Source organism: Hahella sp. NS-SX17, assembly GCF_057367735.1.
In genome coordinates, this window is record NZ_CM170632.1 from 4,735,694 (window position 1) to 4,755,910 (window position 20,217).

Here is a 20,217-nt window from a genome sequence, read left to right on the forward strand (position 1 = left end):
GAGAAGGAGAATTCATGTTTATTAAATTGTGCGCCCTCGGGCGTGACGCCGAATTGAGATACACCCCAAGCGGACAGGCAGTGGCTACGCTCGCCCTCGCCTACAGCATTGGACACGGCGACAACAGGCGGACCCAGTGGATCGACGGCGCGCTATGGGGCGACCGTGCGATCTCGCTGGAGCCGCACCTGACCAAAGGCACAAAGCTGGTCGTGACAGCTGATGATTTGGAGCTGGAGCAGTTCACCAAGTCAGACAGAACAGCCGGAGCCAAGATCAAATGTAGGGTGATAAAGATCGATTTCGCGAGCCCGAAACAGACGCCACAAGAGCCCAACCGATACAAGCCCGCGACAATGGCAGCTCCACAACAGAACCAAATGCAGACGCCAAACAACGGCCAAACACATAACGACTTTGACGACGACATCCCCTGGTGAGAACTATGCAGGAACAAGCAAACGAATTACGCGCAATCAACAAACTGGCAGAGGCCATCATCGAAAAGCTTCAGCCTAGAATCTCCACAGAGATCGCCCTTTGGGATGTTTCCACGATTGCCGAATATCTGAAGTGCTCAGAAAGCCACACCATGCAGCGGGTCATATGCCAGCCGACCTTCCCTAAATCCATACGGATTCCAACAGCAAATGGGAAGTCAGCACAAAGCCGCAGCCAGCCACGTTGGCGAGCCAAAGAGGTAATAGAGTGGACACTCAGCCACCAAGATGGCCAAGCCAAGACAGGTCGGCCACGAAAGCATTAAAACAAGAAAGCCCTCTTTGCCAGAGGGCTTAATATTAGCCAGCCTTAGCTTTGCTGGAGTTTGAATAGAAATAGCTGATTACCGTTCCAATCAAAGTGCCAGATAAAGCTAATATTTCTGAAAAATGCTGGTTATTAGTGAAGGCAGCCAATGACACAATGATCAACAAACCAAAAACAACCATAATGGCCATTAAGGAAGGAACGCGCTTAATGAGACGGTCAGTAAAAGGCTCAGCTAAACCTAAGCCACCACAAATACCACACGCCAGTCCAAAGTGCTCCTTTCCTCTCAGTTCATTCCTTTTGACACACACATTACAACTAGCCCCATCTTTTCCTTGAGCACAGGTTCCGGACTCTTTGCAATGAGCACACGGAAACATACTTAACTTCTTCTCGTCCATAATCCCTGCCTATAACTCCTATGAATAGCACTACCCCAGTTTTGCCGCCAACGCCTGAGGGGTCTCGTTATAATAAACAAGAAGCTGTTTTAAATCCTTATGCCCCACCATGCGCGCAAGCTCTAATACATCAAGCTTTTTAGCGAGGCGAGTAATTGCCTCGTGGCGGGTATCATGGAAAGTCAGATTCTCTACGCCCGCCCTATCCCTTCCCTTTCTGAAGATTGCATCCAACTGAACAGTCGTTATGTTGAACACAGATTCTCCGTCAACAGGGAGAAAAGAAAGCAACTCACAGGCACGCGATGAAAGAGGAACATTTCTAGACGTGCCATTTTTGGTTTTAGGCAGATAAGCAACGTTGCCATTTACGGCATCCCAGGTTAAACCACAGATCTCACCTGCACGCATTCCCGACTCGATAGCAAATAAAAAGGCGATCGCCACCCGCTGGCTTTTAGTTTCAGGCGTAACGCCATCGACAAAGCCCAGCGCCAGACAAACGCGCTCGATTTCATCATCTGAAATTTTCCGGTCTCGCGGTGGAGGATTTTTAGGACGGGTGACATCTCGTGTCGGTGACTCAGTGAGCCAGCGCCATTCTCTCCGCGCAATTTCAAACGCGTGAGACATCAGGTTAAGCTCCCTATTAACTGAGCTGGATGATACTTGCTTAAGTCTACGGTTTCGCCAGTCTGCGATATGGGATGCGTTAAGATCCGCCAGTTTTATATCCGCTATTTGATCGCGGCAGAAACTGGCAAGCCGCAACAACTCCTTGTCCTGACCTCGTTTTGACGGGCTGACTTCTTGCCCGTATCTCTCAAAAACATCCCTGACAATATGAGTCAGACTCCTGCCATCGAACTGAGACCGCAGTTCAATTTCTCGTCTGGCGGCCCATTCCTGAGCCTCAGCTTTTGTATCTTTAGTTGCAGAATCACGTTGACCTTTTACATTGACCTCAACGCGCCAAGCGCTCCCGCGCTTTCGAAAAGTTGCCATTAAACTTCCTCGTACTCCCTTGGCGTAAATCTGGCGTAATTTTGGCGTAGTGCTACGACAAAAAGTGGTTGTAAGGGGGGTATTTAGTAAATCTCCGAAAACACCAAAAACCGCCGCAAAGCCTCGAATTTAAAGGGCTTGGGATGATTTAGTATTATGTGTAAAAATAGGGATTGGTGCCTGGGGCCGGAATCGAACCGGCACGGTATCAAATACCGAGGGATTTTAAGTCCCTTGCGTCTACCAATTTCGCCACCCAGGCGAGGGAGGCATTTGCCGGAGAAAACATGGAGGCGCGGGTCGGAATCGAACCGGCGTACACGGAGTTGCAGTCCGCTGCATGACCACTCTGCCACCGCGCCTATAATCAAGACTTCTAGAGCTAAAAACCCCGAGCTTGTCGGGGTTTCTGAAATCTTGGAGCGGGAAACGAGACTCGAACTCGCGACCCCAACCTTGGCAAGGTTGTGCTCTACCAACTGAGCTATTCCCGCATATTACTCTTGAGCAGGAGCTTTTTGCGTCTCTCTGCTGGAGTGGCGCTTAGTTTACGTTTTTAGCCGAACCTGTCAAGCCGAACCTGCAATGTATTTAAAGAAAAATAAGAAAAAGTGAATTTATGGATATTTCCTGTCCAGATAGTCCATTTTTTGCGCCAGTTCGCAGTATCTACGGGTAATTCATCGCTTCTTGTTAATCTAAAAACCAACCTGCGCCTCTCCATCACTCAGACCGAAAAGTCATTCTATTTTCTCTTCCACGTCGCAACGCCTACGGCGAAAGCAACAATCGTCCGATAGGACTAGTCCATAAATTTCTTGTTTTTCAATGCTTTACATTTAGACCCTATCTTTTCCGGCCATCTTACCCAAGAATTCGCGCTCAAAATTTATACATGTCCGAAAAGGTATCAAAGCATGATCGAGAATGGTGATTTGATACTCCACTATCTGGAACGATTGGGAGTGAAGTACGTATTCGGTGTGCCAGGAGGCAGTATTGAACCACTTTATAACGCCCTCGCCCGTAGCGAGCGCCGGGGCGGACCAAAGGCGGTGTTGGCGAGGCACGAATCCGGAGCGGCCTTCATGGCGGACGGATATGCGAGAGCGACAGGCAAACTGGGGGTGTGCATTTCCACATCAGGTCCTGGCGCCACCAACCTGCTGACTGGCGTGGCCAACGCTTACGCCGACGGCATCCCCATGCTGGTGATAACCGCGCAGCCTTCTATTGAGCGCTTCGGCTTGGGCGCGTTTCAGGAGGGTTCCTGTACGGGCATCAACACCGTCAGCATCTTCGACAGTTGCACCCGCTTCAACACACTGGTGTCGCACTCCGCCCAGCTGGAGCACAAACTGCTGATGGCGATCGGCTATGCGCTAAGCAATCAGCCAGGCCCAGTGCATTTGAGCGTTCCCCTGGACATCATGCGCGCCAAATCTCCCGATCCGGCGGGCACTTTCAATATGCGCGCCTTTATCAATCATGAAGTCGTGCCCAGCGCCGAGTCAGTGCATCGATTGCTGAAAGAACTCGCCTATGTGCAGAAAGCCACATTGGTGATTGGAGAAGGTTGCGCTGGGGCCATGGGGCCGCTGCTCGCTCTGGCGGAGTCACGCAACTGGTTGATCGTCACCACGCCTATGGGCAAGGGTTTAGTTTCGGAGTATCACCCTTTATATAGAGGCGTATTCGGCCTCGGGGGACATGAAAGCGCCCGCGACGCCTTACATCCCGACAATGCAGAGCGCGTCATCGTCATTGGCTCCGCGCTGGATGAAGTCACGACCGGCGGCTGGGACCCCAACGCGATTTTCTCCAACCGCCTGATACATCTGTCCGGCAACCCGGATCATCTGAGCCGGTCGGTGATGTCGAGACTGTCGATACTGGGTTCGCCGCGCTTGCTGTTGGAGCCCTTCGCCAAATACCTGAAATATGCGGCGCCCCGTAAACAGAAGTATTCTCCGGGAGCTGACGGATTTCCTCAACACGTCATCTATGCAGACAAGGAAGCCTGCCTCGACGTGGAAGCGCCGGTCAAACCGCAGGCGCTGTACTGGGCGTTGAGTCAGGCCTGCCCCCGCAACACGCCCGTGTTGATGGACACCGGCAATAGTTTCCTTTGGGGCGTGCACTATTGGCGCACCAATCCGCCCTTGTCAGATTCAACTAAACTGTTCCACATAGGCATGGGATTCGCGACCATGGGCTGGGCTATCGGAGCCGCAGTCGGCATGGCGCTCGCCAAACCGGATACGCCTGTCATTTGTTTCACCGGCGACGGCAGCATGCTGATGAGCGGTCAGGAGATCACCGTCGCGCGGGAGCTGGATTTGAACATTCTGTTCATCGTTCTGAACGACAGTCACCTGGGTATGATTAAACACGGCCAACGCCTGGGCCGCGCGGAGGACATCGCCAATCGTCTGCCGCAAGTGGATTTCGCCGCCATGGCCAAAGCAGCCGGCTTACCCTCACAACGCATTACCCGGCTTAAAGAGCTGGATGACATCGGCGTCGACAGCCTTTTCTCCAAACCCGGCCCATTCGTTCTGGATGTAGTCGTCGACAGCGAACAAGTTCCCCCTATGCGCCAACGCACCAAAGTTCTGACAGGAGGCAATCATGAGCAGCAAGTACGGATACCGGACGAAAGTCTGGTCTGAAGAACCTGAAGCCGACAACCCTTTCGCCGCGCACTCCGCCCTTTGCTACGGCTACGATGTCTACGGCGACATCCTAACCAAGGCGAGCTGGTTCGAGTACCTGTATCTGTTGTTCAGGGGCGAAAAACCCAACGCGGACCAGTCGCAGCTGTTGGAAAAACTGGCTATCGCCCTGGCCAACCCAGGTCCCCGCGAGGCCAGCGTGCGCGCGGCGATGAACGGCGGCGTTGGCGGCTGCCCGCACGCCGCTTCGCTGATGGCGTCCCTGGCCGTCGGCGCAGGCCAGTATGGCGGCGGACATGAAGTCTACATTTTGATGCAGCTTTGGCGGGAATGCGGAACCGATATGGAGCAATGGCGGGCCCGCCTCCCCTCCCCGGTCAGCGATACGCGGGAGGATATCTGGCGGCCCATGGAGCACGCCCCCGGCTTCGACCCCAACGGCGAGAGCTGTCCCAAGCCGGTGCGTCAGGTGCTGGAAGCGCTGGCGGAAATTCCTTGCGCTATTACCGTGCGCTGGCTGGCGCAACATCGCCAGGAACTGGAAGCCGTCGCAGACGCGCCGCTGTCACTGTCCGGCGTGGCCGCCGCAGCGCTGCATGATCTGGCGATGAACGAGCACGCCGCAGTCATGTTGTACCTGATGCTGCGTTTACCCGGAGCCGCCGCACACGCCATTGAACAGAGAGATCTGGGCTGGAAAATGTTTCCGTTCTACGGAGAGCACATAAAGCTGACAGATGACCCCGGCCCCTTCGAATTACCCAATGCAGAGGAGCTTGGGCTATGAGCAACAAACATCTGCGCCAACAGGAAACCGCCCACGAAACCGCGATGGGCAAAGCGTTTTTGTGCGAACGCGTGGTGTTTCGCGGTAAAGATCTGCATCAGGAGTTAAGTGAGCGCGACTGGTTTTCACTTTATCTCTACTCCATCACCGGCAAATTCTACACCCCGGAACAGATGCGCATGCTGAATTACATCTGGGTATGCACCAGCTACCCGGACCCGAGCATCTGGCCAAACCATGTCGCGGAACTGGCTGGCAACGTACGCAGTACGCCGTCGCTATCTTTGATGAGCGGACTGTCCATTTCCGAGGCCTCTATTTACGGCAGAAGACCGGACCGCCGCGCCATCGACTTTCTGCAGCGCACTCGCAAAGCATTGGACGCCGGGGAGGAACTATCGGATCTGATCAACGCGGCGTTGAAAAAATACCGTGTCATCTACGGCTACGGCCGCCCCTTGGCGCGCCTGGATGAGCGCGTGTTGCATCTGGTCAAAAAGGCCCGCGACCTGGGCTTCGCTGATGGCGCTCACTTCACTCTGGCGTTGGAAATCTATCACTATCTCAAAAAGAACAAACGCCTGACGATCAACGTCGCCGCCCTGGCTGCCGCCATCGGCGCGGATTTCGGCATGTCGCCGGAAGAATATCAGCTTTATCTGACGCCCTGCTTTATCGCCGGCATGGTCCCCTGCTATCTCGATGGCGCGGCCAAACCCGAGGGCAGCGTTTTCCCCATGCGCTGCGAATCGATTCAGTACTCAGGGCCGGAGAGGCGTAGTTGGTGAGGCCAATCACCATTGGACGCACACAGACTCATTTATACATTTAAGAGGTTTACCCCATGAAGCTGGATGGAAAAGTGGTGATGGTCACGGGCGCTAGTTCCGGCATTGGTAGAAGCACAGCGATCAAGCTGGCGGAATACGGCGCCAAAGTAGCGGTTATCGCACGCAGGTCAAAAGAGTCCGAAGACACGGTGCAAAACATCACTGAAGCCGGTGGGCAGGCCATCAGCATCCCCGCGGACGTTTCTTCGGAAAGCGATATCAAAAACGCCCTTGCTCAAATTATTGAGACGTTCGGAAAGCTGGACGGCGCGTTTAACAATGCAGGAGCGGCGGAACCGGTCGGACCGTTGACGGAGTTATCCGAACAGGAATGGGACAGAGTCTTCAACATCAATACCAAAGGCGCCTGGTTGTGCATGAAACACCAGATCCCGGCCCTGTTAAGCAATCAGTCCGGGGCGATTGTAAATATGTCGTCCATTTATGGCCTGGTGGGCACGGGCATGGGATTGGCGGCGTATGTCGCTTCCAAGCACGCCATTATTGGCCTCACCAAAGCGGCGTCCCTGGAATACGCCGCGCGCAATATTCGCATCAATGCGATATGTCCCGGCTGGATTCCCACCCCCGGCAACGAGCAGGCTTTGAGCAATCCCGAAGTCATGGCTTTCGCTCAATCTCTGCACCCGCAGGGACGCCTGGGTACGCAACAGGAAGTCGCGGAAGCGGTATGTTGGATGCTGTCGGATTCCGCGTCTTATTTAAACGGACAGACAATTTCTATTGATGGCGGCTATACCGCCCAATAAGCCCTTCGTTCCTAAAACCGATAGGAGACCTCGCCGTACAGGCTGCGCCCCGCCAGGGGCAGGTCTCCTGGGATCGCCACCATTGGCCGGGATGTGCTGGGTGCGAATGCTTCCCGATCAAACACATTGCGGACAGAAAGCGCAATCTCCAGCCGGTCCTCCAGACTCTTACGCCTTACCGTGAAGTCCACTATGGCGTAATCGGAAACAGGCTCTCTATCGTCGCCCTCCGCCCGTTTTTGCTCACCTATCCAGTTGATCTGAGTAGAAACGCTCGTGTTAGGAGTCGCTTTGTAATCAATGCGCCCATAGGTCTGATGGTTAGGCGCATCGCCGACATCTTTACCTGTTTCTTCGTCCGTGGCGCGCTGATAGGCGTAATTCGCCGTCATTTTCAGGTTATCGGAAACGGCGTAACTCACCTCAAACTCCCAACCTCGTCCCTTGCGGTTACCTGCGTTAGCGGCCTTGCTGTCTTCAAAAACGATGAAGTCGTCGATCTTGTAGTAAAACAAGTTTCCGCTGTATTGCAGATTAGCGGTGGGTTGGTAACTGACGGCGAACTCATAGCTGTCGATGGTTTCCGGGTCCAGATCAGGATTGCCGAGTGAGACGGGATTGGAGGTGGCGTAAAGCTCTACAAAGGATGGCGCGCGAAAAGCGCGACCATAAAGCAGTTTTGTGGTCAGCGTATCCGTGGTCGCCCAGACCAGAGCTATTCTGGGGTTGATAGTTTCGCCAAAGTCGGAGTAGTGGTCGTATCTCACGCCAGACGTCAGCTGCCAGTTCTGGGTGAACTGCCACTCATCCTGCAAGAATACGAAGTAACTCGTTCTATCTCTCTCAGGAAGCCAGACTTCATCGCTGTCTGAAAAGTCTTCGAACCCTCCCGGGTTGGGAACCAGTCCGCTGAGGAAATTTTTCTTCTCCGTCGTTTCGTAGAGGTCTCCCCAAAAGTAGCCTGCCCCTGACCGGATACGATGGTTTTTCCAGCCTTTGAATATAGAGGACAGCTGAATCCTCGCATGCTCTTCTTTATAGCCAGGTTCCGCGAGCACCCTGTCTGGAAAAGCCCCGCCCAAAGTAGACGGGAAAATAACGGATGTTTCCGTCGGTTTCTGCCTGCCGAAGAAGTATGTCAGTTGTGTGGAGATCTCCCAGTCTTCAAACCAGTCCTGGTTGGTATGCAGAAATTCCAACGTCAGGCGATCACTGGCGTACTCGCCTTCCGGGTCCAGAGCCTGGGCGACGCCAGCGCCTGTTTCAACGCCGTATCGTCCCTGATAACCCACCCTGACTGTCACGTCCTGATACGCCACATCAACGTGTACTTCCGCTTGGCGGCGTCCGAGGTTCACCTCCCCTGGCGCCAGGGAATCGTCAGGCGCCAGCAGCGCCATAAAATCCTCTTTGATTTCTTCTTTCTGGCCCCTTGTATCCATGTACTCCAGGGTAACTCCAAGCTCAAGTTCGCCGATGCGCTCGCCATGCAGCAGCCATGCGGAATACGTATCGAAGCTGCCTGCGCGCGCGCCCGCCAACGTCCCGTCCATTTCACTGGCGGTTTTTGTAATGACATTAATGACTCCCGCAAAAGCGTCCGCGCCATACAAGGCGGAGCCTGGGCCTCTGATCACCTCGATGCGACTGATGGACTTAACCGGCATTCCGCCCCATATGGTGTAACGATTGCCAAAAGCCAGCGTGGTGAGCGGAGAGCCGTTGATCAGTAATAACGCCTGCGGGTTGTAATCCGACCCGGATATTCCTCGAAATGTATAAAGCGGAAAATAAGCCTGAAAAGACCTACCGACATGCAAACCCGGCACGGTCTCCAACACTTCGTCAATATCGGTCGCCCCCATGGCCGCGATGTCTTCCGCGGTGATGACCGTAGTGACGGCGGCGGCTTTGTCCAAAGGCGTGACGGTGCCCGAGGCGATGCTGGTGACGCGGATTTGTCCCAATTCTTCGGGGGATAGCGCCCAAAGGCTGTCTTCAAAGAGATTATCGTCAGCGGCGTACCCTGCCGAGGCGGCAAGAGCCAGACTTAACGCGCAAACCTTTCTAGTTGTAATCATATGAGTCGTATCGCGTTTGATTGCTGCGGACAGGATGACGCGTCGAACATAAGATACAGCCAGCCGCGCACGTCTTAGCTAAGCATAGCATCAGGATTTGATCTGTGCGAAAAGATGGCGGAAGAAATTTTATTAATTACAACGGCTTGGGCTTACTGATAGCAAAGCCTTGCGCATAATCCACGCCTATTTCGATCAGTTTTTCCTTGATCTGCTCGTTTTCCACAAACTCGGCGATGGTCGTTAGTCCCGCCGCATGTCCAATACGGTTGCAGGCTTCGACGATCCCCACGTCAATCGGATCGGACAGCATGTTGCGCACAAAGCTGCCATCAATTTTCAGATAATCCACCGGAATAGTTTTTAAGTAGGAAAAGGAACTCATGCCGCAACCGAAGTCGTCCAGCGCGAACTTGAAGCCCTCTTCCCTGATCTCACGAATAAACTCCACGGTTTCCGCCAAATGGGCGATGGCGGCGGTTTCCGTTATCTCAAAGCAGATGCGCTCCGGACGGATTTTGTATTTCCTGAGATTCTTGCGAATGTCCTCGAACACCTTGTCGTCGCTTAACGAAGTGCCTGACAGGTTGATGAAATAGGCGCCGTCGTCCGCCATCCCTTTGCCGCTTTCGGCGAGATACTGGAAAACCAGTTCAATAACTCTGCGATCGATCAGGGGCATCAGGCTGTAGCGCTCAGCGGCGGGGATAAAAGCGCCTGGAGGTATCACTTCACCGCCCTCCTGCAGACGCAGCAAAAATTCCGTGTGCAAGCCCGCTCCACGGTCCGGGCCCAGTCGTTCCATGGGCTGCCGGTGAAGGAAAAACCGGTTTTCCTCCAAGGCGATACGAATGCGGCTGATCCACTGCATTTCAGTTCGACGACGCTTCATTTCCACATCGTCGCTCTGATAAACCTGAATTGTATTGCGACCTTTATCCTTGGCGGCGTAACAGGCGATATCCGCGTGACTGAGAATCTCCGCGCCGGAGCCATACTCACTGGTGACGGCGACGACGCCGATACTCAAACTGATGGTGAAGGGCTTCTGTTGCCAGACGAAGCGGAAGTTTCTCACTTCGCTATTCAGTTCTTGCGCCAGTTGAATGGCGCGGCGCTCCGCACAGCTCTCCAAAAGTATTCCGAACTCATCGCCGCCCAGCCGAGCCAGCGTATCGCTTTCACGAATATGTTTGGACAACAATATGGCCAGCTGCTTGAGCAACTCGTCGCCAGCGACATGTCCGCAGGTGTCGTTGATGATCTTGAACTGGTCCAGATCCAGATACAGCAGCATGTGGGTCAGACCACGCTCCTTGCTGCTGTTGAGGGCGCTTTTCAGACGACGTTCGAATTCTCGACGGTTCACCAGATCGGTCAGGCTGTCGTGGTACGCCATATGGTGCAACGTGCGTTCGGCGCGCTTGCGGGCGTCGCGAACCGAAGCTTCTTTCAGCTCTCGCTGAATAGCCGGCAACAGCCGCGCCAGATTGTCCTTCATGATGTAGTCATGGGCGCCGGCTTTCATCGCCCGTACCGCAACGTCTTCACCGATGGTGCCGGATACAATGATGACAGGGATGTCCAGCTCCGCCTCACGCACCACCGCCAACGCTTCCTCGGAGGAAAATCCTGGCATATTGTGGTCTGTGATGATGATGTCCCACTGTTGCGAGCCGAGCATTTTGCGCATCTCCTGCTCGTTGTCCACGCGGGTATAGTTGGGCAGCATGCCGCCTTTGCGCAATTCCCTGATCAACAGGATGGCGTCGTCTTCCGAGTCGTCCACCACCAGAAGGCGCAAACCCTGTCGCATAGTCGCTCCGGTCACTGAAGCTTGCATAACGGAGGCCGATTGATGTCCAACCAGTACTCTCCCATCAGGTTCATCTGACGGGAAAACTCAGTAAAGTTAACGGGCTTGTTGATATAACTGTTCGCGCCCAGACGGTAGGCTTCCTTGATGTCGCTGGACTCGTCCGACGAGGTCAGAATCACAACCGGCAACAAGCAGGTCCTTTGGTCGTTCCGAATATTTCTCAGCACATCCAATCCATTCAGCTTGGGTAACTTCATGTCGAGAAAAATCACTACAGGCTGCTCAGCGACGTTGCGTCCCTGGTAGTCTCCTTCACCAAACACAAAATCCAGGGCCTGCTGGCCATCCCGCGCCACCACCACCTGTGTTTTCGGGTTAGCTTTCTTTAATGCTCTTAACGCCAACGCCTCATCATCAGGGTTGTCCTCAACCAGTAATATCATGCACTGTTGCATCAGCGATTCTCTCAATCCACTAACCAAGTCTAGGCCTATTATTTTACTTTATACAAATTTACGCGCCGACTATTCAGCGCGCCCCAGTCCCGTTTGCGTCAAACCGCCTCATCGTTATTCAAAGTGAAGTAGAAAGCGCTGCCCTCTCCAGGCTGAGACTCCGCCCAGATCCGCCCGCGATGGCGGCTGATTACACGGGATACCGTCGCCAGTCCGATGCCGCTGCCTTCGAATTCCGCAGGAGAATGCAACCGGTTGAAAGCGACGAACAACTTGTCCACATACTTCATGTCAAATCCTGCGCCGTTGTCTCTAACATAAAATATCCGCTCGCCATCTTTGTCAATGGCCCCGAATTCAATTCTCGCGAGAGAGAGTTTCGAGGAATATTTCCAGGCATTGCCAATCAGATTGGATAACGCGATCCCAAGTAGATTTTCATCGCCCGAAGCCATCAAATCCGGCTGGATCACCACTTGCACCTGGCGCTCGGGTTGATCCGCCTGCAGGGCTTCGACAACGCTCGCCGCCAGATTGCTGAGATTCACTTCTTTGCTCTCCACCTTATAACGGGTCACCCGGGACAAGGTAAGCATGCTGTCGATCAGACGCCCCATACGCTGACTGGCGGCGCGCACACGGGAGAGGTAGTCCATAGCGACTTCGTCAAGCTGATCTGAACAATCCTCAAGTAAGGCGTCGCTGAAGCCATCAATAGCCCGCAAGGGTTGACGCAGATCGTGGGAAACGGAGTAGCTGAACGCCTCCAGTTCTTTATTAGCTGAACGCAGCTCCGCCGTTCTTTGCGCCACAATTTTTTCCAGGTTCTCGTAGTTATGCAGAATCTGCGCGTTCTGCTCTTCAATGGTGTCCAGCATGGAATTAAACGCCACCACCAGTTGCCCGATTTCGTCCTCGCTTTCCTGCTCCGCTCTGAGACCGTAATCCTTCACTCGGGCGATGCGGGTCGCGGTTTCCGTCAGATGCACCAGCGGTGTGGAGATGATTCGCTGCAACATACTGGACACCAGCAGCAGCGCCATCACCACCAGGGCGGATACAATAGCCGTGGTGGCGATATAGTTCTGCAAATGTCCCACCAATTCCTGCAATGAAGAGCGGATATACAATTTACCAATGCTCTCGCCATCCAGCTCAATGGACTGGGTCAGATGAAAATAGCTATTGGTGAACTCCCCCTCATTGACCGCCGGGGCAAGCGGACAGCGCAGCCCTTCCCGCCGGGAAAAACTGCTCAGCGGTTGCCCCATGACATCATAAATACAAGACAGTTCGATGGACTGACGCAGCTGCAGGCTGTTGACGTTATCCTGCAACTGCGCGGTGTCGCCGAATACCAGAGCGGCGTTGCTGCGGTCCGCCAGGATTTTTCCAATGACGTTAATTTCCTGTTTCAGCTGGTCTTTGTAGGTAATGTTTTCATACCAGATGAAACTCAGGCTGACCACCACAATGCCGACCACGCTGGTGAACAACGTCATCATGATCAGCTTGTGCTTTATCGGCATCTGAGACCATTTCATGTTCTGCTGCACCTACCTACTTCTTGATCACGTCCAGGGCCAGTTCGAGCAGCTTGGAGCTGATGTCGAGACCGGCCTCGCGGGCGCTGGATAAATTTATTTCGAACCGGATCACATTGCCGACAGTCACAAACCCGATCATGCCGCCGGAGTTGGAGAAATCTTTCATATCGCTCACGGTCAAAACATTCCGTCCCACCTGAGGAAGAATCGATGACAACTGACGCTTCTCTTCCCGACTGATGAACAACACTTCGCAGACAGCGGCGTCCGCGGGTTTGGCGGGATACAACAGATTGATGGGTTTACCCTGAGCGGTAAGAGATTTGAGCGGGTGGAGGATTTCTTTAAAGGGGTCCTCCCCATATACGCAGATATCAATGCCGGAAGCCGTGGCCTCAGCGTCTGTCCAAGTGACGAACTTGATGAAGTTGTAAAGGTATGCGGCTTTGATCTCGTATTCCGAACGGGCGAACGCCTGCTCCCACGTCCCAAGGACAGCGGCCAGGATCAGAAACAGCCTGCCAAAATGTTTCCCTAAACCCGAAAGCATAAAGCGATTGATAGATTTGTTCTTTGTTATGCGCTGACTGTGCGGTGAATCTATTCCAGCGGCCCTTCCCTCTTGCTTGGTTTCAGGCGCCGCCGCAGCATTTCGAAAATACGCAGTAAAACTCAACCTTTGTCGCTGAGTTTAGCTCAAATTATTGAAATAAAAATAAAATCCGCAAAAAGAATGCGGAACCGCCCGGTGTCGATAACGATTCCGCATGAACTCTGCAGGGAGGGAGCGCGCTACATTTTATCCAGCACGAATGTCTGGATGCAGGCGCGTTGATTCTGTAGCTCCGGATACCCGGGAATACTGATATCGTAGGTTTGAACGCCGCCATCCACCATGGCCAGTTTGATCCAACGGCGATCCCGTGCGATCAATCCTTCAAACCGCAACGGACCGCCACTAGCGCTGAAGCCCGGGACGCTCTCCTGGCAGCTGGAAAACTCCAATGCCAGCCGATGATTTTCCAACACCTGATACTGGCCTCCGGGACAACTCCCTGCGATGCGGGCTGTGACAGGAGCATCGCCGACAGCGGTTTTATCCAGGCCGATCAGGGAGCCGGTGACACTCAGGTCCACGGTCCCCGCCGGAGAAAACGTCATCACGCCATAACCCGCTACAGAAACCGCTTCCCCTTCCACCAGCAGACTGTGAGGAGGCTCAGGATCAAACCCCGCCGCAGGCGGCGGTTGCAAAGGGGTCTGTACGCAGGAAAACTGGCCGACAAAGCCGTATTCTCCTCGTAAGGCCTTGCCGACATGCGGCATCGCATTGTTGTCCTGTTCGCCCATTCCTTCCTGCGCAATCGCACTCGATGACAGACTCAGCATCACAGCGCCAAGTATGCGCAGGCCTGATTTTCGATGACTCTTCTTCATAGATATAAACTCCCTCTTGTTTCCTTGTCGCCCCATTGTCCGCCTGTTCTGGTCAAATCCTAGCGCCAACTTCCGGAGGATTTTTTCGCCTGAAATACGTCACCGATTATTTAATGCTCGCATGACAATTACCATCACAGGCCTGCCTTTATAGGCCCTAACCGGCTTTTTTTTACGGAATTTTTACGGTCTGGCAATCCGCGCCTTGATAAACTTTAATACTGGGTTCCCAAGCTATTTCAGACAGTTTTCGCCGCAGCGTGATCAACAGACGAGCCACCCTCTACCTACTAACCTTCCCGGTCGCATTGATGGGAGGCGTGCAATTGATATTCGGCGCGCTGTCCGTGGCGTTGTTTCGCGACAACGTACAGCAGACCTTTATGGCCCCAGCGGTGGCGATGCTGGCGGTTTCCTGTTTATGCTGGTCCCGCTACCGCAAATCCGATCTCACCAAAATCGGCTATCGCGACTCCTTGCTTTTCGCCAGTCTGACCTGGATCTGCAGCGGCGTATTGGGGGCGATCCCCATCATTCTGATCACAGGCGTCAGCTTCACCGACGGCGTTTTTGAGTCCATCAGCGCCCTTACCACCACCGGCGCCACTGTATTAAGCGGACTGGACAGCCTTCCCAAAACTTTCCTGTTATATCGACAGTTCCTGCAATGGCTGGGCGGCCTGGGAGTCGTCATATTCGTGGTCGCGGTGTTGCCCATGTTGAACGTGGGCGGCATGAAATTGCTGAAAGCGGAGACGCCTGGTCCGATCAAGGACGACAAGCTGTCGCCCAGAGTGGCGAATACCGCCCACTATCTGTGGATCGTTTACATCGCTATCACCGTGCTTTGCGCCCTGTCCTACTTCCTGGCTGGAATGAGCTTCTATGACGCTATCGCCCATAGCTTCACTACCGTGTCCACCGGCGGCTTTTCTACTCATGACGCCAGCATGGGCCACTTCCAAAGCCACCTGATTCTGGCGGTTTCCGATGTGTTCATGTTGCTTGGCGCCATCAGCTTCGCCTTGCATTTTAAAGTGTTTCGGGCCCGCAACCCCTTTGCGTACCTCAAAGACGAGGAAACCCGCGCCTTCCTGCTGATTGTGGCGGGCTTGTCATTGCTCTTGTGCATCTTGCTGTTACAAGCGGAAAACTATCAGGACCCGCTCATCGCCTTGAGTGACTCCGTCTTTCACCTGGTTTCTTTCATCACTAGTACGGGTTTCGGCGCCGCCGGCTTCACGGACTGGCCGGAAGCCGCCGCCATGCTGCTCGTGTTTGCGGGATACTTAGGGGGCTGTGCAGGCTCCACGGCGGGCGGCAATAAAATTATCCGCAATATTATCTCGATCAAGTCCATTGGGCTTGAACTGAAACGTATCGTGCACCCTCACGGCGTATTCGTGATGAAGTATCAGGGGCGCTCCGTCGGCGCGGACGTCACCAGCGCAACCGCCGCCTTTATGAGCTTTGCAGCAGGAAGTACGCTGATTCTGACGCTGGCGCTAATGGCGACGGGCTTGGAATTCTGGTCCTCTTTCACCGCTGTGGCGGCCTGCCTTAATGTGCTAGGTCCGGCGTTTGCGGAACTGGGCGGCAACTTCGCCCCGGTCAGCGACACAGGCACCTGGGTGCTGTCCTTCGGCATGATCCTGGGGCGTTTGGAGTACTTCACGCTTCTCGCCATCTTCCTGCCCCATTTTTGGCGCAGATAGCCCTAAGCGGATAGCGGATAGCGGATAGCGGATAGCGGATAGCGGATAAAAAAACCTTACTCCGCTTCACTCCCCGCCGGATCGCCATCAAGGTCGGAGTCCGGCAGTGGGTCTACCGGCAAGACAATGCGAATATCCGCGCCACGACCGTCCTTGCCATCCAGCGCCTCCACCGAGCCGCCATGGGCGCCGATCATGCCGTGACAAATAGCGAGCCCTAACCCCGTGCTGGGCTTACGGTCGCCCTTGGTGACGGAATAGAACATATTGAACACCTGTTCCCGCTCTTCCGGCGGAATCCCCGGTCCCTGATCGAGCACATCAATGATCAGGCTGGTATTTTCCACTCTGGCCAGAATGTCGATGCGACCGCCTTCCGGCGAGAATTTGGCGGCGTTCTCAAGAATATTGATCAGCGCCTGCTCCAGCAGAGCCGCATGCACATACAGCAAAGGAATATCTGAGGCTAAATCGACGTTGACCTGTAGCGGCTTGAGTTCATTCACCAGGCGCTTCACCGCCGCGCCGACAATGTCATGCAGAGAGGTCCAGTCCCGATGCAGCTTCAAAGCGCCGTATCCCAGTCGGGTCATATCCAGCAGATTTTGAATGTAACGGTCCAGACGCTCCGCCTCCTGCAGGGTCGTCTCCATGAGTTCCTTGCGGTCCTCATCGGACAAGCGATCATGATATTGCAGCAGACTACCGGCGGAGCCAATCATGGCCGCCAAAGGCGTTTTCAGGTCATGGGAGACAGACGAAAGCAGCGCCGCCCGCAAGCGTTCGGTTTCCGCCTGAAAGCGCGCTTCCTCAAGCTCCTCGTTCAGCTGGGTCCTGAGCAGGGACAGTTTTAGCTGCTGCGTCAGGTTACTGATGCGACTGTGACTCTCCCAGTCCAAGGCTTTGTACGCCGCGTCCGGAACGCCCAGCAGACACAGTACCCCTGTTTCCGAGCGCACCGGTAACCACTTGTATTGAGAAGCCGGTTCAGGGGAAATGCGCGCGCCTGCGGCGCCCGCTCCTGACCGCTCCCATATGCGTCCGGCCAGCTCCAGCTCAGACGCGGGTAAAGAAAAAGGGTCTCCCTGCGCATCCAGAGCCCCGCCCTGCTCTCCTTGCGCTTTCTCAAACGCCAAGACAGGGGCTCCGACAAGCTTCGCCATCTCCTTGAGCGCCACCTGCATGATGGATCTGCGATCCGGCGCCAGACTCAATTTGCTGCTCAGAGACAACAGCTCCTCCACTTCCCGCTTGCTCTCTCGGATCGCCAAGACCTGCTCTTTCAGACGAACAGCGAGATTGCCGCTAATGGTGGACACCAACAGAAAGAATATGATCGTTAACAGATCTTCAGAGTGAGTCACCTTCAACGTGTAATGGGGATGAGTAAAGAAGTAGTTGTAGGCGAAAAAACCCAACAATGCGCTCCAAAGCGCTGGCCAGACGCTGGTTTTGACGCCTGCTGCGAGTACGCCCAGAAACAACACCAGCAATACATTGGGATGCGCCAGCACCTGAGTGATCACCAATGACGCCAGCATGGCGCCCAGCATGATCAGGGTCGCCAGCCAAAAGTCCTTCGGTTTGAAATGAGCGTTAATATCCTTCAGCACGCAATAATTCCTTAGCATTCATATAACCAACAACTCCAGACCTGCCACAATGCTCTCACAAAGCATCTAAGTTGTTGAAAATAGACTTTTTATCACTCCAGCCGCCATTAATCCAGCCATCACAGAAAGCCGAATACGCCTGACCGGTAACAGGATATGCATTGCAGGAAGTTTAGTTGCTGGCGTCTATTGACGCCCGGAAACGAAAGGATAGCTAACGCCCAAACGAGCCAGGATGGCGTCCATCAGGGTTTGAGTTGCGAGAGTGTCGCGCCAGGGAATCACATCGCTTTGCAAGGCTCCCGCACGAATACGCTCCATCGCATGTATTACCTGGTACTCAAACCCGTTCGCTGACAGCGGCCCCTCAAACGTTTCACAAACGCCATCATTCGTGGTCAGCGTCACTGTCGACGCTTCCCAGAAGTCAGCGGGAACCTCGATCCGACCTTGGGTCCCATAAATCAGAAATCGATTGTCAGTGTCAGCCAGCAGGTTGCAAGTGAACTGACTGGCCGGGCCGCCATAATTAAGAATAGCGGAAACCCGCTCGTCCACGCCAGTCTCGCCCACCACGCCGTCGCACACAAAGGACACCGGGTCGCGCCCCATGACAAACTGGGACATAGACAGGTTATAAATACCGATATCGAGCAATGAGCCGCCGGCAAGGTTCAATTCGAACAGCCGATCCCCCTCCACCCTTTCCGCTTTGAAGCCGAAACGGGAATCCAGCAACGTCACTTCGCCTATCACGCCGGCATCGAGCCATTGTCTGACCTGACGCCAAACGGGAATGAAGCGCGTCCACAAGGCTTCCATCAGAAATACATGACGTCTGGAAGCGGCGTCCATCAATACACGCGCTTGCTCCGCGGTGACTGTCAGCGGCTTTTCACACAGAACAGGTTTACCAGCTTCGATGCACAGCAGCGCGGTTTCTAAATGATAGCGATGAGGGTTGGCGATATAGATGGCGTCGATATCCGGGTCTTGGGCGAGTTCACGGTAGTCCCCGTAAACCCGCCCGCAGCCATAGCGCTGGGCGAAAGCTTCGCCGCGTTCGCGATTGGAGCTGGCGACCGCCAGCACTCTGGCGCCGTCAACGCTCTCGAAGCAGGCGGCGAAGCGCTGTGCGATGCGTCCCGGCGCAATGACGCCCCAATTGAATGTGCGCATGACTGTCTCCATCCGCCTGTCGAGCAGCCGATTATCGAATCGGCCCGATGCCCACCGCCTGCTTGGCTTTGGCCAGCAGCACCGCCGCCTTTTCTCTGGCTTTTTCCGCGCCTTGCTGCAGCGTGGCTTCGATATAGGCAGGATCTTGCATCAACTCGTTGTAGCGTTCGCGCTTATCGGCCAGGATGTCGTTCAGGTATTCGAACAACTGCTTCTTGGTTTCGCCCCAACCGACGCCTTCCGCGTATTGCTTGCGCATATTCGCCACTTCTTCTGGTTTGGCGAACGCAGAGTAGATGGCGAACAGACTGCAGCCGTCCGTCTCTTTAGGCTCGCCAGGCTCCAGGGAGTTAGTGACGATTTTGTTGATCAGCTTTCTGAATTTCTTTTCCGGCTCGAACAAAGGAATGGTGTTGTTGTAGCTCTTGCTCATCTTGCGCCCGTCCAGGCCGGGCAACACCATGGACTCCTCACTGACCACCACTTCCGGCAACACGAAGGTTTCGCCGAAGATATGGTTGAAGCGCGCCGCGATGTCACGACACATTTCCAAATGTTGCACCTGATCCTTACCGACAGGCACCTTGTGGGCATTAAACATCAGTATGTCCGCCGACATCAGCACCGGATAGCTGAACAGACCCATGGTCACGCCCTTGTCAGGATCGGCGTCGCCTTTTTCGATGTTTTCCTGCACTGCGGCTTTATAGGCGTGAGCGCGATTCATCAGGCCTTTCGCCGTCACGCTGGTCAATAGCCAGTTCAGTTCAAGAATTTCCGGAATATCAGACTGACGGTAGAAGGTCACTTTTTCCGGGTCCAGACCGCAAGCAAGCCACGTCGCCGCGATAGCTTTGGTGGATTCCCTGACGCGCTCCGGCTCGTGGCACTTGATCAAGGCGTGATAATCCGCCAGGAAGAAATAAGACTGCACCCCTTCCTGCTTACTGGCTTCAATCGCAGGACGAATCGCGCCCGCATAGTTACCCAGGTGAGGAATGCCGGTAGTGGTGATACCCGTTAATACAATCTGCTTGCTCATGGACTCTGTACTTTCGCGGAATAAAACAAGGGCTGGAAAGATAGCAGATTACAGACTTGAAGACAGTATGCGGGGGCGCAATAACGCAAA

Annotated in this window: 18 protein-coding genes and 3 tRNA genes; 7 read left to right on the forward strand and 14 right to left on the reverse strand. The window is 54.4% G+C overall.

Translation table 11 applies throughout. The annotated features are described in order from the left end of the window. The first annotated feature begins 14 nt into the window (after positions 1 to 14). Both AC2IBB_RS21065 and AC2IBB_RS21070 read left to right on the forward strand, forming a co-directional pair. On the forward strand, positions 15 to 440 hold the full coding sequence (locus AC2IBB_RS21065) for a single-stranded DNA-binding protein (RefSeq protein ID WP_486328716.1): 426 nt from the start codon (positions 15 to 17) through the stop codon (positions 438 to 440). A 5-nt stretch (positions 441 to 445) separates the two neighbouring features. Beyond that, positions 446 to 766: a helix-turn-helix transcriptional regulator gene (locus AC2IBB_RS21070; protein ID WP_486328717.1), complete on the forward strand. Its 321-nt coding sequence runs from the start codon at positions 446 to 448 to the stop codon at positions 764 to 766. A gap of 34 nt (positions 767 to 800) precedes the next feature. Here AC2IBB_RS21070 and AC2IBB_RS21075 read toward each other — a convergent pair whose 3' ends face one another. From AC2IBB_RS21075 to AC2IBB_RS21095, 5 genes are all read right to left on the reverse strand, one after another. Further along, positions 801 to 1,172: a molecular chaperone DnaJ gene (locus tag AC2IBB_RS21075; RefSeq protein WP_486328718.1), complete on the reverse strand. Its 372-nt coding sequence runs from the start codon at positions 1,170 to 1,172 to the stop codon at positions 801 to 803. Between the two features lie 30 nt (positions 1,173 to 1,202). Then, on the reverse strand, positions 1,203 to 2,177 hold the full coding sequence (locus tag AC2IBB_RS21080; RefSeq protein ID WP_486328719.1) for a tyrosine-type recombinase/integrase: 975 nt from the start codon (positions 2,175 to 2,177) through the stop codon (positions 1,203 to 1,205). A gap of 174 nt (positions 2,178 to 2,351) precedes the next feature. Continuing rightward, positions 2,352 to 2,439 (reverse strand) — tRNA-Leu (locus tag AC2IBB_RS21085). Between the two features lie 26 nt (positions 2,440 to 2,465). After that, positions 2,466 to 2,539 (reverse strand) — tRNA-Cys (locus AC2IBB_RS21090). A gap of 56 nt (positions 2,540 to 2,595) precedes the next feature. Continuing rightward, a tRNA-Gly gene (locus AC2IBB_RS21095) sits at positions 2,596 to 2,671 on the reverse strand. A 423-nt stretch (positions 2,672 to 3,094) separates the two neighbouring features. Between AC2IBB_RS21095 and AC2IBB_RS21100 the strand changes: the two genes are divergently transcribed. From AC2IBB_RS21100 to AC2IBB_RS21115, 4 genes are read left to right on the forward strand one after another with little or no spacing between them, the layout of a single operon-like run. Then, entirely contained in the window at positions 3,095 to 4,849 is a 1,755-nt protein-coding gene (locus AC2IBB_RS21100) for a thiamine pyrophosphate-binding protein (protein WP_486328720.1), read from the forward strand. After that, positions 4,809 to 5,639 (forward strand): citryl-CoA lyase, encoded by an 831-nt coding sequence (locus AC2IBB_RS21105; RefSeq protein ID WP_486328721.1) that lies wholly within the window; start codon positions 4,809 to 4,811, stop codon positions 5,637 to 5,639. Before AC2IBB_RS21100 ends, AC2IBB_RS21105 begins: the two co-directional genes overlap by 41 nt. After that, positions 5,636 to 6,427, forward strand: a complete 792-nt coding sequence (locus tag AC2IBB_RS21110) for a citrate/2-methylcitrate synthase (protein WP_127969911.1) — start codon at positions 5,636 to 5,638, stop codon at positions 6,425 to 6,427. Before AC2IBB_RS21105 ends, AC2IBB_RS21110 begins: the two co-directional genes overlap by 4 nt. 56 nt (positions 6,428 to 6,483) lie before the next feature. Continuing rightward, complete coding sequence (locus tag AC2IBB_RS21115) at positions 6,484 to 7,239, forward strand: SDR family oxidoreductase (protein ID WP_486328722.1); 756 nt, start codon at positions 6,484 to 6,486, stop codon at positions 7,237 to 7,239. Between the two features lie 11 nt (positions 7,240 to 7,250). On the opposite strand, the gene AC2IBB_RS21120 is transcribed toward AC2IBB_RS21115, so the two are convergent. From AC2IBB_RS21120 to AC2IBB_RS21145, 6 genes are all read right to left on the reverse strand, one after another. Beyond that, positions 7,251 to 9,320 carry a TonB-dependent receptor plug domain-containing protein gene (locus tag AC2IBB_RS21120; protein ID WP_486328723.1) on the reverse strand — a complete coding sequence of 690 codons (2,070 nt, stop codon included), beginning with the start codon at positions 9,318 to 9,320 and terminating at the stop codon, positions 7,251 to 7,253. A 136-nt stretch (positions 9,321 to 9,456) separates the two neighbouring features. Then, a complete protein-coding gene (locus AC2IBB_RS21125) occupies positions 9,457 to 11,136 on the reverse strand; it encodes a putative bifunctional diguanylate cyclase/phosphodiesterase (RefSeq protein WP_486328724.1) in 1,680 nt (559 codons plus the stop codon). A gap of 11 nt (positions 11,137 to 11,147) precedes the next feature. After that, entirely contained in the window at positions 11,148 to 11,594 is a 447-nt protein-coding gene (locus tag AC2IBB_RS21130; protein ID WP_011396428.1) for a response regulator, read from the reverse strand. A gap of 98 nt (positions 11,595 to 11,692) precedes the next feature. Next, complete coding sequence (locus AC2IBB_RS21135; RefSeq protein ID WP_486328725.1) at positions 11,693 to 13,138, reverse strand: ATP-binding protein; 1,446 nt, start codon at positions 13,136 to 13,138, stop codon at positions 11,693 to 11,695. Positions 13,139 to 13,154: 16 nt separating this feature from the next. Then, entirely contained in the window at positions 13,155 to 13,691 is a 537-nt protein-coding gene (locus AC2IBB_RS21140) for a YfiR family protein (protein ID WP_486328726.1), read from the reverse strand. Between the two features lie 242 nt (positions 13,692 to 13,933). Further along, positions 13,934 to 14,578: a hypothetical protein gene (locus tag AC2IBB_RS21145; RefSeq protein ID WP_486328727.1), complete on the reverse strand. Its 645-nt coding sequence runs from the start codon at positions 14,576 to 14,578 to the stop codon at positions 13,934 to 13,936. A 260-nt stretch (positions 14,579 to 14,838) separates the two neighbouring features. Between AC2IBB_RS21145 and AC2IBB_RS21150 the strand changes: the two genes are divergently transcribed. Continuing rightward, positions 14,839 to 16,293 carry a TrkH family potassium uptake protein gene (locus AC2IBB_RS21150; protein WP_486328728.1) on the forward strand — a complete coding sequence of 485 codons (1,455 nt, stop codon included), beginning with the start codon at positions 14,839 to 14,841 and terminating at the stop codon, positions 16,291 to 16,293. Positions 16,294 to 16,349: 56 nt separating this feature from the next. On the opposite strand, the gene AC2IBB_RS21155 is transcribed toward AC2IBB_RS21150, so the two are convergent. From AC2IBB_RS21155 to AC2IBB_RS21165, 3 genes are all read right to left on the reverse strand, one after another. Continuing rightward, positions 16,350 to 17,906 carry a sensor histidine kinase gene (locus AC2IBB_RS21155; RefSeq protein WP_486328729.1) on the reverse strand — a complete coding sequence of 519 codons (1,557 nt, stop codon included), beginning with the start codon at positions 17,904 to 17,906 and terminating at the stop codon, positions 16,350 to 16,352. Positions 17,907 to 18,092: 186 nt separating this feature from the next. Then, entirely contained in the window at positions 18,093 to 19,085 is a 993-nt protein-coding gene (locus AC2IBB_RS21160; RefSeq protein WP_486328730.1) for a Gfo/Idh/MocA family protein, read from the reverse strand. 31 nt (positions 19,086 to 19,116) lie between these two features. Further along, positions 19,117 to 20,127 (reverse strand): tryptophan--tRNA ligase, encoded by a 1,011-nt coding sequence (locus AC2IBB_RS21165; RefSeq protein ID WP_486328731.1) that lies wholly within the window; start codon positions 20,125 to 20,127, stop codon positions 19,117 to 19,119. Positions 20,128 to 20,217: the final 90 nt, after the last annotated feature.

Bases quoted from the DNA above. Each gene is read 5' to 3' on its own strand.
- AC2IBB_RS21065 (WP_486328716.1), top strand. From the start codon at position 15: ATGTTTATTAAATTGTGCGCCCTCGGGCGTGACGCCGAATTGAGATAC.
- AC2IBB_RS21070 (WP_486328717.1), top strand. From the start codon at position 446: ATGCAGGAACAAGCAAACGAATTACGCGCAATCAACAAACTGGCAGAG.
- AC2IBB_RS21075 (WP_486328718.1), bottom strand. From the start codon at position 1,172: ATGGACGAGAAGAAGTTAAGTATGTTTCCGTGTGCTCATTGCAAAGAG.
- AC2IBB_RS21080 (WP_486328719.1), bottom strand. From the start codon at position 2,177: ATGGCAACTTTTCGAAAGCGCGGGAGCGCTTGGCGCGTTGAGGTCAAT.
- AC2IBB_RS21100 (WP_486328720.1), top strand. From the start codon at position 3,095: ATGATCGAGAATGGTGATTTGATACTCCACTATCTGGAACGATTGGGA.
- AC2IBB_RS21105 (WP_486328721.1), top strand. From the start codon at position 4,809: ATGAGCAGCAAGTACGGATACCGGACGAAAGTCTGGTCTGAAGAACCT.
- AC2IBB_RS21110 (WP_127969911.1), top strand. From the start codon at position 5,636: ATGAGCAACAAACATCTGCGCCAACAGGAAACCGCCCACGAAACCGCG.
- AC2IBB_RS21115 (WP_486328722.1), top strand. From the start codon at position 6,484: ATGAAGCTGGATGGAAAAGTGGTGATGGTCACGGGCGCTAGTTCCGGC.
- AC2IBB_RS21120 (WP_486328723.1), bottom strand. From the start codon at position 9,320: ATGATTACAACTAGAAAGGTTTGCGCGTTAAGTCTGGCTCTTGCCGCC.
- AC2IBB_RS21125 (WP_486328724.1), bottom strand. From the start codon at position 11,136: ATGCGACAGGGTTTGCGCCTTCTGGTGGTGGACGACTCGGAAGACGAC.
- AC2IBB_RS21130 (WP_011396428.1), bottom strand. From the start codon at position 11,594: ATGCAACAGTGCATGATATTACTGGTTGAGGACAACCCTGATGATGAG.
- AC2IBB_RS21135 (WP_486328725.1), bottom strand. From the start codon at position 13,138: ATGAAATGGTCTCAGATGCCGATAAAGCACAAGCTGATCATGATGACG.
- AC2IBB_RS21140 (WP_486328726.1), bottom strand. From the start codon at position 13,691: ATGCTTTCGGGTTTAGGGAAACATTTTGGCAGGCTGTTTCTGATCCTG.
- AC2IBB_RS21145 (WP_486328727.1), bottom strand. From the start codon at position 14,578: ATGAAGAAGAGTCATCGAAAATCAGGCCTGCGCATACTTGGCGCTGTG.
- AC2IBB_RS21160 (WP_486328730.1), bottom strand. From the start codon at position 19,085: ATGCGCACATTCAATTGGGGCGTCATTGCGCCGGGACGCATCGCACAG.
- AC2IBB_RS21165 (WP_486328731.1), bottom strand. From the start codon at position 20,127: ATGAGCAAGCAGATTGTATTAACGGGTATCACCACTACCGGCATTCCT.